Annotated in this window: 10 protein-coding genes; 6 read left to right on the top strand and 4 right to left on the bottom strand. The window is 54.8% G+C overall.

Features of this window, described 5'->3' with window-relative positions; genetic code table 11:
- Window positions 1–25: 25 nt before the first annotated feature.
- From F4V51_RS27425 to F4V51_RS27415, 3 genes are read left to right on the top strand one after another with little or no spacing between them, the layout of a single operon-like run.
- Window positions 26–2,182 (top strand): glycosyltransferase, encoded by a 2,157-nt coding sequence (locus F4V51_RS27425; RefSeq protein WP_153980322.1) that lies wholly within the window; start codon window positions 26–28, stop codon window positions 2,180–2,182.
- Window positions 2,145–4,109, top strand: a complete 1,965-nt coding sequence (locus tag F4V51_RS27420) for a glycosyltransferase (protein ID WP_162010004.1) — start codon at window positions 2,145–2,147, stop codon at window positions 4,107–4,109. The genes F4V51_RS27425 and F4V51_RS27420 overlap by 38 nt, the downstream gene beginning before the upstream one ends.
- Before the next feature lie 26 nt (window positions 4,110–4,135).
- Window positions 4,136–6,190: a tetratricopeptide repeat-containing glycosyltransferase family 2 protein gene (locus tag F4V51_RS27415; protein WP_153980320.1), complete on the top strand. Its 2,055-nt coding sequence runs from the start codon at window positions 4,136–4,138 to the stop codon at window positions 6,188–6,190.
- A gap of 77 nt (window positions 6,191–6,267) precedes the next feature.
- Here the strand turns inward: F4V51_RS27415 and F4V51_RS27410 are convergent, their stop codons facing one another.
- The 4 genes from F4V51_RS27410 to F4V51_RS27395 are packed head-to-tail and all read right to left on the bottom strand — an operon-like array spanning window position 6,268 to window position 10,457.
- A complete protein-coding gene (locus tag F4V51_RS27410) occupies window positions 6,268–6,939 on the bottom strand; it encodes a class I SAM-dependent methyltransferase (RefSeq protein ID WP_153980319.1) in 672 nt (223 codons plus the stop codon).
- A complete protein-coding gene (locus tag F4V51_RS27405) occupies window positions 6,936–8,273 on the bottom strand; it encodes a glycosyltransferase family 4 protein (RefSeq protein WP_153980318.1) in 1,338 nt (445 codons plus the stop codon). The genes F4V51_RS27410 and F4V51_RS27405 overlap by 4 nt, the downstream gene beginning before the upstream one ends.
- Before the next feature lies 1 nt (window position 8,274).
- Window positions 8,275–9,165 carry a glycosyltransferase gene (locus F4V51_RS27400; RefSeq protein WP_236146654.1) on the bottom strand — a complete coding sequence of 297 codons (891 nt, stop codon included), beginning with the start codon at window positions 9,163–9,165 and terminating at the stop codon, window positions 8,275–8,277.
- Window positions 9,165–10,457, bottom strand: a complete 1,293-nt coding sequence (locus F4V51_RS27395) for a hypothetical protein (RefSeq protein WP_153980317.1) — start codon at window positions 10,455–10,457, stop codon at window positions 9,165–9,167. Before F4V51_RS27395 ends, F4V51_RS27400 begins: the two co-directional genes overlap by 1 nt.
- Before the next feature lie 387 nt (window positions 10,458–10,844).
- Here F4V51_RS27395 and F4V51_RS27390 point away from each other — a divergent pair, with 387 nt between their 5' ends.
- The 3 genes from F4V51_RS27390 to cydD are packed head-to-tail and all read left to right on the top strand — an operon-like array spanning window position 10,845 to window position 15,130.
- Window positions 10,845–12,260, top strand: a complete 1,416-nt coding sequence (locus tag F4V51_RS27390) for a cytochrome ubiquinol oxidase subunit I (RefSeq protein WP_153980316.1) — start codon at window positions 10,845–10,847, stop codon at window positions 12,258–12,260.
- Window positions 12,205–13,260, top strand: a complete 1,056-nt coding sequence (cydB, locus tag F4V51_RS27385) for a cytochrome d ubiquinol oxidase subunit II (RefSeq protein WP_236146653.1) — start codon at window positions 12,205–12,207, stop codon at window positions 13,258–13,260. Before F4V51_RS27390 ends, cydB begins: the two co-directional genes overlap by 56 nt.
- 1 nt (window position 13,261) lies before the next feature.
- Entirely contained in the window at window positions 13,262–15,130 is a 1,869-nt protein-coding gene (cydD, locus tag F4V51_RS27380) for a thiol reductant ABC exporter subunit CydD (RefSeq protein WP_153980315.1), read from the top strand.

The following is a 15,130-nucleotide window of genomic DNA, read 5'->3' as shown; positions in this document are numbered from 1 at the left end:
TTTTTTGCGTTGGAGGTGACAGCATATGCAGAACAGGCTGCTTGGAATTCACATGATTGTTCAAAATGAGGAACAACATTTGCCCCGCTGTCTGAATAGTTTTTATCAACCCGGTATGGAGTGGTTCATTACAGATACAGGCTCGGGTGACCGCACGCCAGAGATTGCAAGACAATTCGGGGCAACCGTACTTCATGCCGAGTGGGAAGATGACTTTGCACGGGCACGCAATATTAGCCTGCCGCTGGCAGGTACCGAGTGGATTCTGTGTGTAGACGCGGATGAGTATGCTATAGATGGTATGGAAGAGTTAATGAATTATCTGCCTACAGTCCATAAGAGTGTATCGAAGTTAAAAGTGACAATAGAGAATCGGATCGATGAAAAAACGAAAGATCAGGTTGTCTTTCAGCCGGTACGCCTGTTTCGATCGGGTTACGGATACCGCTATGAAGGTCGTATTCATGAGCAGCTGGTATGTGATGATACGGAGAACATCCGGCAGGAGTCCGACCCCGTGGCTCCGCTTCGGCTCGTGCATGATGGGTACCTTGCTTCCCGAATCGCTCAGGGGGGCAAATCTTTGCGGAATTTGAAGCTTTTGCAGCAGGAGTTAAAGGAGCACCCGAATCAGCCTTTTCATCTTTACAATCTGGGAGTGACGTATTGCCAGCTGGGAGAGATGGAGAAGGCAGCGGATTCGTTTGTCGATTCACTGCGCCTGACGGAGCTTGGTGCACCGTATCGGTCTACACTCGTGTGCGATTATGCGAAAGTTCTTGGAGCCCTGGAACGTTATGATGAAGGCCGCGCGCTTCTGGCAGTGGAAACGCAACATTACCCGGACTACGCTGACCTTCACTTTCTATACGGCGACTTTCTTGAACAACAAGGTCTTGAGGAACGAGCTTATCAATCCTATGCAAGAGCAGTGGATACATCCGAAGGAGTTCGCAGGCAGTCCGAATATGTACATGAAAAAGGCACAGACACCTACAGACCCTACACAGCCATGGCGCGTCTGGCACAGAAGAGAGGGTTCCTGCAGGAGTCGGCCCATCTGTATGGTCTGGCCTTGGACTACATGTCTGCATATTCCCCTGCGCTGGAGGGACTCGCAGATGTATTGCAGCAATCTGGAGAATCCGATGAGGTCATTGCTGAGGCATTACTGCTTCGCTGGAAGAAACGGTTGAATTTGCGGGAGCAGGACCATACAGGAGAAGGTGCAGATGAGATCAGGAATATTATTCACGCGCTTGCATCTTGCGGAGCTTATGGGCAGGCATTGTCCCTGCTCCAGGATCTGGCCCAGGAGGTTCAGATTGACCCTGCAGTTCAGCTGTACTGGATGTTATGTGCGGGCCGATGCCCGGAAGCCATACAATTTGCTGAACAACTGTGGGGGAAACGTGATGTGAGTGTCGAACCTCTCCTGCCCGAACAGCGACTGGATTGGGCAGTTGCTTGTTGGGCCAGTGGAACAGGCCTTCCTCCTGCTTTTCTGGAGTCATCTGAGCAGGAAGATCGCGAAGTCTGGGGGACGGTGGACCAGTGGTTCAGAGGACAACAGGTGCAGGCGTGGAACACCGGGAGACAGAGTGTGGAAAGGCTGCCTGAAGTACTGCAATCGACTCCGCTTAACCTGATTCAGGACATCGTGCAGCGATCTGTCCAAACAGGGCAACTGACAGTGGCCCAGCAGTGGTTTGAGAAGTGGATGGATGGTTGCACGGAGAAAGAGCAATGCATGGAGTTTAGCAGGTGGATTTCAGGCATTCTTTATCGCGAAGGATATACCCGATCAGCCGCTGATCTCCTAATTGGCTGTATGACGGAAGGGAAGCTGGATGCTGAGGGTACCTTTTACCTCGGGGAAGCATTGTTTGCCAAAGGGCATTACGATCAGGCTGTGACTCTATTTCAGCAGGCGCTGGAGCAAGATGCAGGATCGCATCAGGCACGAGCCGGAGCTGCCATAGGTTATTTGTATTTGGCTCTTGGCGTTATTCAAAAGGAGCTGAGTCGCTCTCCTTCCAACCCGGGCCTTATAGCGGAGCAGGAAGCCCTCCTTCAAAGGTTAAGGACAGCCCAAGGCATCCCTTGGCGTACAGATTGGCATGCCAATGAGAGGAGGAACCAGTTTGCCGAGCAACCGCATTTCGCTATGCATGATCGTTAAGGATGAGGAGGAGTCGCTCGCGCAATGTCTGGAGAGTGTCCAGGGAGCTGTAGATGAGATTATCGTCGTGGACACCGGTTCTTCGGATCGGAGCAACGATATTGCGCGGCAGTACGGGGCAAGAATCGTGCCCTATGTGTGGTGTGATGATTTTGCTGCTGCACGTAATGCAGGTCTGGAGCAGGCAACAGGGGAATGGATTCTGTTTCTGGATGCGGACGAGGCACTCGATGCAGCAGCGCGGGAGCAGCTTCGGAGCTGGACGGCAGCCAGTACATGCGACGGATTGTTTTTGAACATTCATAACTATACAGGTACAGGTCAGCAGGGAGCTACAGTGAATCCGGTACTGCGGTTGTTCCGTAATGCTCCCGAGCATCGGTTTGAAGGGCGGATCCATGAACAGATTGCAGGGGCCATTTGCCGGAAGAATCCGGATGCTGCTTTTCATGTGACAGACATGGTGATCCATCATTATGGTTATCAGACTGCAGTTGTGGAGCGCAAGGACAAGGTGAATCGGAATCTGAAATTACTGGAACAGGCTGTGAAGGAAGAGCCGGAGCAATCGTTCCATCATTATAATCTGGGCGTCGAGTACTTGCGTGTGGGGGAAGCGGAGCGGGCACTTCAGACCTTTCGTGTGGCCAAAGCAGGCATCGATCCTCTGGTGACCAGTTATGCCCACTTGTTATTCAAGTATGAGGTACGATGCCTTCAACACTTGAATCGCTGGCAGGAAGCATTGGACCACATTGAGGAAGCACTGGTGTTATTCCCGGATTATACGGATCTGCTGCATAACCGCGGAGTGTGTCAGGAAGCATTGGGTCACACGGAGCAGGCAGAGCATTCCTTGCGTGAAGCCATTCAGTTGGGACCGCCGCCTCCTGTGTACCATACGGAAGAAGGAATGGGCACCTATCAGACCTGGTACGCCCTCGGGCGGCTGCTGGAAGGGCGGGCAGACCTTGAGGGTGCAGTCGATGCTTACGTGGAAGCCGTTCGTGCCAAATCCAGCTTACTGCCACCCCTCTACCGAATATTCCGGATCATGCGGGTTTCGGGGCAGCAATCGGTTATACCCGCACTGATTGCCCACCGTTTCGCCCTGTCTTCCGAAGAGGCTGCTCACAAGATCATTGGCGTTCTGGAGCAGAGTCGTTGTTATGATGCTGCGCTGGAGATGCTGCCAGGCGTAGCTGCGCAACCTTCGAAGGAGATGAGAGAACGGCTGTCATTTGCTGAGTCGCTGCTTCATATCGAACAGGGGAGATGGAACAAGGCGAGGCTCAAGCTGGATACCGTTCGGCGTAAAAAAGGTGATTATGCGCTGCAAGCAGCCAGTTGGCTGGAGCGTGTGAGCTGGCTGGAAGGGCGGGAGACAGCAGCATCGGATCCATTAACGATGTGGCTGAATCACTGCGTGCAATCGGGGCCAGAACCGTCTGCAGGACAAGAGAAGGCCGTCTTGCATACCACTGCCAGTACTAATGCCAATGCCAAAGTCAATGGAAGGCCTGGTGATGCTGAAGCAAAGACTGAAGCAAAGACTGAAGCAGCAGCTTATGAGGGCTGGCAGGCCTTGGCTCTGCTGATGGAGGGATGCATCCACTCCGGTAGATGGGCTGAGCTGCTTGGGCTCGTTCAAATCTGCCAGCGATTTTTGGCAGCAGATGTCCGCTCGTCGGAAGAGCACCATCATGGGCAAGCGCTGAACCGAGCTTCGGAATATGCACAGGAACCTTTTGCCGGAGCTTTCAATACCGCTGCAGGAGCGGGCTGGCTGGCGAAGAGTCTTGTAGGTGCCGCAGATTATCATTTACAGGAGTTGGCCGGAGAGCCGAATGGTGAACGTCACCGCTGCTGGCCAGTGATACAGCAGCTTCGGCTGGAATTGCCGGGACCGGATGGTTTTGAGATCTGAATCATTGACAGTATGGAGGGATGAGCTTGGAGCCTGGAATCAGCCTGTGCATGATTGTAAAGGACGAGGAGGATGGTCTTAGGCGCTGCTTGGAATCTGTCAGGGGAATCGTGGATGAGATCATCATAGTCGATACCGGTTCGGCAGATGATACGCTTCGAATTGCCGCCCTCTATGGTGCCAAGATCATTCGTGCAGAATGGAACGGGGATTTTGCTGCTGCTCGCAATCAGTCTCTTACCGCTGCAACCCAGCCCTGGATTCTGGTATTGGATGCAGATGAAGTATGGGGGCAGACGCAGCAAATGAAGACAGAGCTTACGCAGTTATTATCCGGGAGCCCTGATCATGTCTGGGGTTACTGGATCAAGGTAACAAGTCTCTTGGGACCGTCTGGTGAAGAACGGGTGACGGATGCGGTGTGCCGCTTGTTCAGGAACGATCGCCAGATCACATTCAAGGGTAGAATTCACGAAGAGGTCGCATCCTCCATCCTGGCTTTTGCTCCTGAAGGCTTGGTGCATTCGGAGCTGGAAGTCCTGCATTATGGCTATCTGGAAGAGGTCATTGTAAGCAAAAATAAAACAGAGCGGAACATGCGTCTGATTCGTTCCGCTCTGAATGAGGGGGCCGATGAGCAGCCGGAGCTGCTGTATGCGCTGGCGGCGGAATGGTTTCAGCAAGGGGTGTACGATGAGGCACTGCGGCTGCTGGAACCGCTGCTTGCCCGGCTTGGGCCATCCTGCGGCTATCATTCGGATCTGGTACTCAAAACAGCATATGCCTTAAGGGAAAGTGGGCGGCCGGAACGGGCGCTGGCTGTGGTACAGGCATGGACTACCGTATATGCTGACTTCGCTGATGTGCTGGAGCTTGGCGCGGTGCTGGAATTGGACCTCGGCAGAGAAGAGGCAGCGCTGGCCTGGTTGAAGAAAGCTCGATCTGCAGCGAAATCAACGGGGCAATACACTTCCGTTTCAGGTGCCGGAACGTATCGAAGCCTAACGCTGGAAGGCATTGCCCTTGAACGTCTGGGCCGCTGGGAAGAGGCTGAGGCGGCCTATATTGCTGCACTGGCTGCGCAGCCCGGAAACATGGCTGCATGGCAGCGCCTGCTGCTGCTGGCCGCAGCCACCGGGCGGCCCAATGCCATTGCGGATGCGGCATCGCGTGTACCGCTGCCGCCTGCTGCATGGCAGGCGCTCGTTCCGGCCGCGCTGGATGCGCACCGGCCGGAATGGCTGCTGCGCCATGCGGGACCGCTGGCGGCTGTGCTGCGGCAGCAGCCGCTCGCCGCCGGGCTGGCGCTGGCCCAGCTAGGCGAAGATGCTGCAGCGCGTGCATCGCTGCAGCCTTGGGCGGCGCATGCGCAGCTCGGGCCCGAGGCGTCGCTGGCGCTGTGGGCGCTCGGCTGCAAGCGCAGCGCTGGGCGCGCACTTGCACGCGCAGGCGCCCACCAGCCGCTGCAGGGCCGCACAGCATGCGAGCTGCCTGCAGCGGCACTTGCCGCCGATGCGCTGCTGCGCGGCTCCGCGCCGGGCAACGCAGCGCCAGGCACAGCTCCGCGCGAAGCCCCTGCGCCACGCGCCGAAGCAGCTGCGCCGCCGCAGGCCGTGCACGCCGCCGCCCAGGCGCTCGCGCGCGTGGGCGCCTGGGCCGCATGGCTGCGCCTGCTGCAGGCCCTGCCGCAAGGCGCAGCCCCGGCGCTGCTCGCGGCGCTTCCGCCTGCGGCACGCTGCGGGCTGCTGCGCGTGCCCGCAAGCGTCCGTGAAGGGCTGCTGGAGCTATTCGGCTTGCCGCCGGAAATACAGCAGCCCTTCACAGACGAAATGCCCGCCACGGCTCGTGCCACAGAGGCACTGCTGGCAGGCACGCTCGCGCTGCTCGCCGGGCGGCAGACCGAAGCGCAGGAATGGGCCGTGAGGGCCCAGCATATTGCGCTTCAGCCTGCCGCCTCTGGCCGCCCGGCGACGACTCTATGTTCGCCGGGGCTGCACATGCTGCTGCGCCTGACATCTCCCGGCGCAGCGGCAACCGAAGGTTTTGCATCCCGCTGTAAGATGCTATTCGTCCATCTCTGACATAACGGGCTTTCACCCACATTACAGCCAACCCCATTGCTGTCGTTTGACAGCTGCATTCTTGCTAGCGAAAATGGCTACCCTTTCCGAATGATCGCTCGGAAGCAGCGGATTGGCGTTCCATACATGTCAGACCAGATGGCATCATCAGGCTCTTCCACCACGAGCTTTCCATCAATGGTGAGACCGGTAACAGCCATGATGGTCTCGAGTAGATCGGGCCGCATCTCTGGCACATCAAAGGTTGCAATTAATTGTCCATCCGGCTTCATGACCCGGGCGAATTCGCGAAAGGCACGCAGCATCGTGCCGGTATCCAGATGCTCCAGAACCGAAATGCAGAATATACGGTCAAACATGCCGGAGGCATAAGGCAGCTGCGCCAGGTTTGCCTGAGCGCGATGCAGCCTGGTCAAGTAGTGCTCCGGTAAGTGACGCGCAGCCTCTTCGCCGAAGTCGGAAGCAATATCCAGCCGAATTGCTTCCTCCGACAAGATGCGTTCATCCCAATCACAGGCGTGAGCTTCCCGGCAGTGTTCGGCCAGCCAAAACTTGAATGGATGGGAAATGCCGCAGGCTGCATCCAGTACCACGTCGTCTTGTTGGGCAAACTTGCGGGCCCATTCATATTCGTAAGGTCTGCTCCACCATGCCGGATGCAGTGGAAATACCAGCGTATCTGTTTTGGGATCGCTTTGCCGAACATATCTGGATACTAGTGCCTCATTCTGATTAGGTGTGTCCATCATCCCCGTATCCCCTCTCTCAATCCTGCATCTGCCAAGAACGTCTCCAATACCGAACGCCACTTGCGCCGCCATCCGGACAGATCGTAAGCGACAGCTGTCTCCCTGGCGTATATGCCGAGGCGCTCCCGCTCCGCCCTGTCCTCCAGCAAGCGAACCAGAGCGGCGGTTAGTGCTTCATCGCCAGGGGGCACAAGCAGCCCGTTAAAACCGTCCTGTATGAGATCGTTTAACCCGCCCACATTGGAAGCGACCACCGGAATGCCGCAGCTCATGGCTTCCAGGCAGGCATAGGAGGTTCCCTCCGAGAACACCGTGGGAATCACGGCAATATCGGCCTGATGGTAGGCCTCGCGGATATCCCTGAAGTCGTACGTACGCTGCAAGATGCGATCCTGGTGCGGATGAGTGCGGTGCCAATACCGAAACACCCTGCCCACCGTGCTGCCTTCAACCAGTTCTCCGGCAAATTCAATCTCCAGATCCGGATAGGCACCCAGCAGCCGATCTGCCGCAAGCATCATGGGGATGATGCCCCGTTCCATACTGATCCGGCGCGGATACAGAATTCTCAGAGGACGGGCAAGCTGTGATGGCAAAGCCATCCTGTGGATGCTGGCAGCAGAATCAGCGATCTCGTTTGCCTGATCGGAATTGTCAGCGTTATCAAGCAGAACAGGCTCCTTAGCACTCCATCCGGAGATGGCTACCCCGGCTTCTTCCTGGCTGGCGAGGTCCTCCTTCCATGCAGACAGCCATTCCGCTTCCTGTTCCTGCCCGAACCTCGGTCTGGGGGGAGCAGGAGTGAAATAGGAGGTATCCACAGCATTGGGAATAAGGACAACCTGTTGGGGATCATTAAACGTGCATGCTGCCCGGCAAAAGGTCTGAAAATGGGAGTCTACCGATACGATGCGTACCAGTCCATCCAGTGCCAATTGGATGTGCTCAGCCACCTGCTGCTTGGTCTCCAGCGGCAGTCCGGGACGATCCCAGTTAATGCCGTGGCAGATGCCCAGACTGCCGGGCTTGTAGCTGATGGGCTGCCAGAGACAGCTGGCATAGATGACCGGGCCGCGAGCTGCAGCTGCCATCCGGGCAAAGGCTTCAGGCACATCATCCATATCGTAGGCGTATCCGAATACATCAATCTGCTCCGTACGTGTCTGAAATGCTTCATAATAAGACAACTGATGCACTTCGGGATTATGCCCCAGCTCACGGATCACACTGCACAGATCCAGAATATAACGTTCAAGCCCCCCTCCGAATACCCGTCCGAACTCCCGGTTGTATCCATCCGTGAAGCTGTGTGTCAAAATGCTGACCACACCCATCTCAATGCTCCTCCTTCCAGGGAACCAGCCGAGGTTCCGGGTCCAGGATGGATTCGTAATGTTCCAGACTGCCCCACTCGCCGCTGGGATCAATGCGTTTGTAACGCAGATACTTGCGAACCCGGTCTTCGAGGCTGCCCGCCCACCCCAGATGCTGTACTTTTAATTCCGTGCAAATGCCAGGCAATACCGAACTGGACATGGGGAGACGGGGAACATGATGGTTCTGCTGTGGGTAAAAGTAAGGATACTCCGGCATATAGCGGACAAGTGATGCCGTATGCCGTCTGTGCAGACCCCAAAGTTCGTCATCCCGGTAGTGGGTCCGTCCACCCCACATATCGTAGAATCGGAATGCCACCCAGTCTGCATGGTCCTGGTTGATCAGCTCGCGTATCGCTTCCTTGGCCTCCGTACTGTACAGTTCATCCGCATCGACGGACAGCAGCCAGTCCGGTGAAGTACTTACAGCTGCTTGCCATAACGCATTGCGGAGCCGCCATTCCTCTGCAAATAGAGGTTTCTCCAGGATTTCGAGCCGAATCACTTTTGGATAGGACCTGCATATGTCTGGTGTTCCATCGGTACTCGCATCATCCACGATAACGATCTCATCCACGAATTCACTCAGATCATGGAGTACTTCCTCGAGGTATCGTCCACGTTCGTTACGGACCTGCAGCATGGCAGTCAGTTTGTTTCCGTGACTTTTGCGGACACGGCGGATGGAAGAAGGTGTGGGGCTTGAACGCTCGCTTTCCACCTCATTGCTCTTCGAGTCCATCTGATGGTCTGCCAATGTTTCGGAAGAGGAGGGGGGAACTTCAGTCCGAATGTCAGACTGCATGCCCAGCCCCCGATTATGCTGCGTGCGCTTCTTCGGGTCCAGCATCACGGCACCTCCCCGAGCAGCTGCTGTACAGCGTGATCCAGCAGTTCCATCTCCACAATCCGTGCGAGAGCTTCCTCATTCTCCATCGCAGCTTCGAGAAACTGTCGCACTGCCCCGTGACGATCTCCCCGCAAGGCCATGGCAGTCCCTGATAACTCCTGATAATCCCTGCGGCTGGAACGGTCCTGAATATCTGCTGCATGGACCAGAGCCAGAGCATCCTCCACACATTCGGTCTCCTGATATATCCGGAACTTCCAATGCCGGGCGGTTTCTCCTCCAAGCGCATCCAATATCCCCAGCGCAGCACCGTAATCATCGTTTAACCGCAGCAGCTCTGCCTGCACAAGCTGATGCTCTCCCGCCTCCAGCCAGCGGCACAGCTGTTCATAGTGGTGCCGTTCCTGTTCGCTGCCTGCACTAATTCCGTAGACTTGCAGCGCAGATTCAACCTCTCCTGCTTTGACATGAATGGCCGATAGAAACCGATAGTGTGATTGTACACAATCACTTCGCCCGTTCATGATCGCATGTGTAAAGGCCTCCTTCAGGGATGCTGCTGCACGGGAGTCGTCCAGCAAATATTCATAGGCTGCCAGCAAAAAGGAGATCGTCTCATGCGGCCCCGTTTTGGAACGGAGCTGGCGGTAATAGTCTGCACGCATGCTGCACTGGAGCGGAGTGATGGTGTCCGGTGCCTCGGTCACGGTTTGTCTGAGGGCATGAAGAAAAAGAAGCTCATAATCTCTTAGCGGAACTTCGAGATCATCCTTGTGTATGGAGCCAGCCGGAGCCTTGTCTTCACCGCCCAGCCAGACCGTGCGGACGCCCTGAAAGGCAAGCTTCATATACCGTGTTTCCGAAGACGTGCCGATCAGATCGGCAGTACCAACCAGTCTGGATATGCAGCTCTCCCACAGCGGAGAGCTTGCTTCATCGCCCGCCGGCTCGGGAAGAAGCACAATGCTGATCTTCGGTTGCATCGATTGAACTGCTGTAAGCCAGTAGGGGTGTGCAATGACAGCTGCGGTGTGATTTTGCTGGAGCAGAATCTCAGCTTCTGGCAGGGTGATTACTGAAATGGCCGGGGGCATATCTTCAGAACGTTCCTGACTGCTTACATATAAGACTTCTCCCTCGGCCGAGAGCAGGGCAGCGATGTCCGGATAAGGAAAAGTGGACCATCCCCCTTTGCGGGGAAAAAGAATATACCGATTGGGAGGACATTTGCTGTCATCCTCAGTTGACGCTGTTTTCCCGTTGATCTCCGGTACCCATTCGGGCTTATCCATAGGTCATCACCTCACTTTGAATGCATTCAATCGTTCGGCCTCCGCTTCCGGAGGTGTTCCATCTCTCCACATCATATGTACAGCCCTTAAGGCACTTCGCATGATATGTCTGACTCTAGCATATGGGCATGTTGTGCCAAACATGAGCAACTTCCCTGAATAGACGAAGCAGATAAGCCGCATATTCGGCTGAATTTTATCCAATGTGTGACCATCGTCACATTTTTTTCGCAATTCTGACGTAGATTGTGATAATTGTCACATGTACCAAATAGGCAATCTGGCACAATACGTTCATCACGTATTTGGCGGACAGATAGACAGCGAAGGTGCAGCTTCCATGCCAAATGCAAATCACTGCGATGTAAACAGAAAGAAGGGGTAACGATGGATCCGATTATGTTATCGCGTATCCAATATGCACTCACAACGATCTTCCATTTCTTTTTTGTACCGCTGTCCATCGGTCTTGTGCTGCTGGTAGCCATTATGGAGACGTTGTACGTAGTCAAGGGCAAGGAGATTTACAAAACGATGGCCAAGTTCTGGGGCAAGCTGTTCCTGATTAACTTTGCCGTCGGGGTCGTGACAGGTATTCTGCAGGAGTTCCAGTTCGGCATGAACTGGTCCGAGTATTCACGCTTTGTCGGGGATGTGTTCGGGGCGCCACTGGCGGTTGAAGCCTTACTGGCGTTTTTTATGGAGTCTACATTTATCGGGCTCTGGATTTTCGGGTGGGACCGGTTATCCAAAAAGGTGCATCTGGCCTGTATCTGGCTCGTATTTGTCGGCACATTCTTGTCCGCACTGTGGATTCTGGCAGCCAATTCATTCATGCAGCATCCGGTCGGTTTCGAGATTAACAACGGCCGTGCCGAGATGAATGATTTCCTCGCCCTGCTTACCAATGGTCAGCTGCTGGTTGAATTCCCGCATACGATCTTTGGCGCATTAATGACAGGGGCTTTCGTGGTAACCGGCATCAGTGCGTACAAATTGATGAAAAAGCAGGATGTGGAGATTTTCCGCAAATCGTTCAATATCGCCATCATCATTGGTCTTGTTTCCTCATTCGGTGTGGCATTCTCGGGACACTTCCAGGCGCAATATCTGGTGGAGACGCAGCCGATGAAAATGGCAGCCAGCGAAGGAACCTGGACAACAACGGAAGATCCTGCGCCGTGGACGGTCATCGCAGCAATTGATCCGGACAAACAGGAGAACTCCGGTGAGATCAAGATTCCCGGATTGCTCAGTTATCTATCCTACAGCAAATTCTCCGGCAGTGTTCAAGGCATGAAAGAACTCAATGCCGAGTATCAGCAGACATATGGGCCAGGGAACTACATCCCGCCAGTGCGGACGACGTTCTGGAGCTTCCGCATCATGATTGCTGCGGGTGGTTTAATGATTGTACTCGCCCTGTACGGTACATTGCTGGCGATGCGCAGGAAGCTGGAGGTAGCTGGAACATGGTTTATGCGCCTGATGGTTTTTGCCATCTCCCTGCCTTTCATCGCCAATACGTCGGGCTGGATTATGACGGAGGTGGGACGGCAGCCGTGGACGGTATTCGGATATATGACGACCGAAGCAAGTGTATCGCCTAACGTAAGCGCAGGCCAGATTCTGTTCTCTACCATTGCGTTTACGGCGGCTTACACGGTTCTGGGCATTGTTATGGTCTATCTGTTCGTTCGTGAGATCAAGGCAGGTCCGCACGCAGTAGATAAGCCGGAGGAACACGATGAATCGGCCGATCCGTTCGGCATGGATGGGGGGTATTCCGTTGTCACTAAGTGAGCTTTGGTTTCTGTTGATCGCTGTATTGTTTGTCGGTTTTTTCTTTTTGGAAGGCTTCGATTTTGGTGTGGGAATGTCCACAGGCCTGATTGCCAGATCAGATCGTGAACGTCGTACCCTGATCAACTCCATCGGTCCGTTCTGGGATGGAAACGAGGTCTGGCTAATCACGGCAGGCGGCGCAATGTTCGCTGCTTTTCCGCATTGGTATGCCACCTTGTTCAGCGGTTTTTACCTGCCGCTTGTAGTTGTATTACTGGCATTGATCGGCCGTGGAGTCGCTTTTGAATTCCGGAGCAAGATGAAGCAGCAGCGCTGGCGCAAAACATGGGATATCATCATTGTCGTCTCAAGCAGCCTCCTGCCATTTCTGTTCGGGGTTGTCTTTGCAACGCTCATGAAGGGTCTGCCCATTGATGGGGAGATGCAGATGCGAGCGGGATTCCTGGACATCGTCAACCCGTATACTGTTGTTGGCGGTCTAAGTGTTACCTTGTTATGTCTCGTTCATGGGCTGTTGTTCGCTTCCTTGCGGACCGTTGGTGATCTCAGGGAACGGGCGTTGAATATGGCAAATAAATTAATGCTGCCGCTGGCCGCCATTCTTGCGGTGTATGCAGTGATGACCTACTTCATGACAGATGTGTTCGCCGTTCGCGGCTGGGCGCTCTGGATCATGGTGGTCCTTGGTGCCGTTTCATTGGGTCTCGCTGCTTACTTCGTGCGGCATAAGCGTGAGGGCTGGGCTTTTGGTATGACCGGAGCCGTTATTGCCATCGCATTTGCCTCTGTATTCATTGGCCTGTTTCCAAGAGTCATGGTCAGTTCCTTCGGCTCAGCGTTCGATCTGACCGTGTATAATGCCGCTTCCGGTGCGTATTCACTGAAAGTGATGACGATTGTAGCCTGCACGCTGCTGCCTTTTGTCCTCGGATATCAGATCTGGAGTTATTACATTTTCCGCAAACGTCTGAACGAGCAGCATCACCTGGAGTACTGACATGGGACGGGGATTGCTGAAGCTGCCGGGGATCCGGCCTGTACTGGCGCTGGCTTCAGCGCTGGTACTGCTGCAGGCGATGACGATCATTATGCAGGCCAAATGGCTTGCCGAGGCCATAACGGCATTGTTCGAAGGGTCATCCATCGCAGAGCAGTACCCTGTGCTGCTGCTGTTCCTGGCTGCTTTTGCTGCCCGGTATGCCATTTCCTTCTGGTTGCAGCTGGTGGCCATGCGGTATGCAGAGAAAACGGGAACAGATCTGCGCAGGCAAATGGTGGAGCAGTGGTTCAGGCTTGGCCCGCGTTTTGCCAAAACGGAAGGAACAGGGCATCTGGTCACGTTGGCCCGCGAAGGAACAGCCCAGTACAAGACGTATCTGGAGCTATTTATCCCCCGCATGCTGGGCATGGGATTTACCCCAATCGTTATACTCTTGTATGTGTTCAAGCTGGATATCATGTCCGGTGTTATTTTGACGGTCACCCTTCCCATATTGATTGTGTTCATGATTCTGGTCGGTCTGGCTGCACAGCGTAAGATTGATGGGCAATTCAAGTCATACAAGGCACTGGCCAATCACTTTGTGGATACGCTTCGCGGACTCGAAACGCTGAAAACGCTGGGCCAGAGCGGCAAGCATACAGATACCATTATTCGAGTCAGCCAGCGCTACCGAAAAGCAACGATGTCTACACTGCGCATGGCCTTTTTGTCTTCCTTCGCACTGGACTTCTTCACCATGCTCTCAGTTGCCTCGGTCGCGGTTGGCCTTGGTTTGCGGCTAACAGAAGGACAGATGCTGCTCGGACCGGCACTGACGGTACTTATTCTGGCACCGGAGTATTTCCTGCCTGTGCGTATGGTGGGTGCAGATTACCATGCCACATTGGATGGTAAGGAAGCTGGAGAAGCAATTGTACAGATGATTGATCGGGGGAAGGCAGCCGAGCAGAGACAGCGGGAAGCATACACCACTACTCTTCTTCAGACACAGGCAGGGACGGACGGAGTGAGATCTGTACAGCAGTCTTCTTCCGACCGTAAACATGCCTCGACCATACGTGTTGTGTTGGATGATGATCGCACTGCCAGACAAGTGTCTTCAGCTTCATCGAAGCTGATCTGGAACAAGGGCAGCAGGCTAGCGCTTACCGACATCCAAGTGCGTCATGATGAGGACGGGGCCAACTCACTGGAGGATGTCACCTTTCAGATTTCCGGTATGATCAAGGTTGGTATCATCGGTGCAAGCGGTGCAGGGAAATCCACATTGATTGACGTGCTGGCCGGCTTTCAACTGCCCACATCAGGACGAGTGTTGGTGAACGGTCAGCCCGTGTCCCTGGAGATGATGGAATCCTGGAGAACACAAACGGCTGCCATTCCGCAGCATCCCTATATATTCAGTGGGACCCTTGCTGATAACGTCCGCTTTTATATGCCGGAAGCATCGGATGCGGAGGTCGCAGAGGCAGCTAATGCAGCAGGTTTGAACCAGCTGGTCTCTTCCTTGCCAAACGGACTGCATGAGCGAATCGGAGCCGGGGGTAGACAGCTCAGCGGTGGGCAAGAGCAGCGGATAGCCTTGGCCAGAGCCTTGCTAAGTGCACGGCCGGTGCTGCTGCTGGACGAGCCAACCGCACATCTGGATGTAGAGACAGAGTACGAGATGAAACGGACGATGCTGCCGTGTTTTGAAGACAAACTGGTATTTTTGGCTACGCATCGCCTGCACTGGATGCCACATATGGATCGCATCATCGTGATGGACGGCGGGACGGTTGCCGAGACAGGAACACATGAAGAGTTGCTTGCAAGACAGGGCGTCTATTACCAGATGATTCGGGCCCAGATGGAGGCGGTATAA

The organism is Paenibacillus xylanilyticus, assembly GCF_009664365.1.
GTDB lineage: Bacteria > Bacillota > Bacilli > Paenibacillales > Paenibacillaceae > Paenibacillus > Paenibacillus xylanilyticus_A.
The sequence above is the reverse complement of the archived record's forward strand: the minus strand, read 5'-3'. Positions and strand labels throughout refer to the sequence as shown.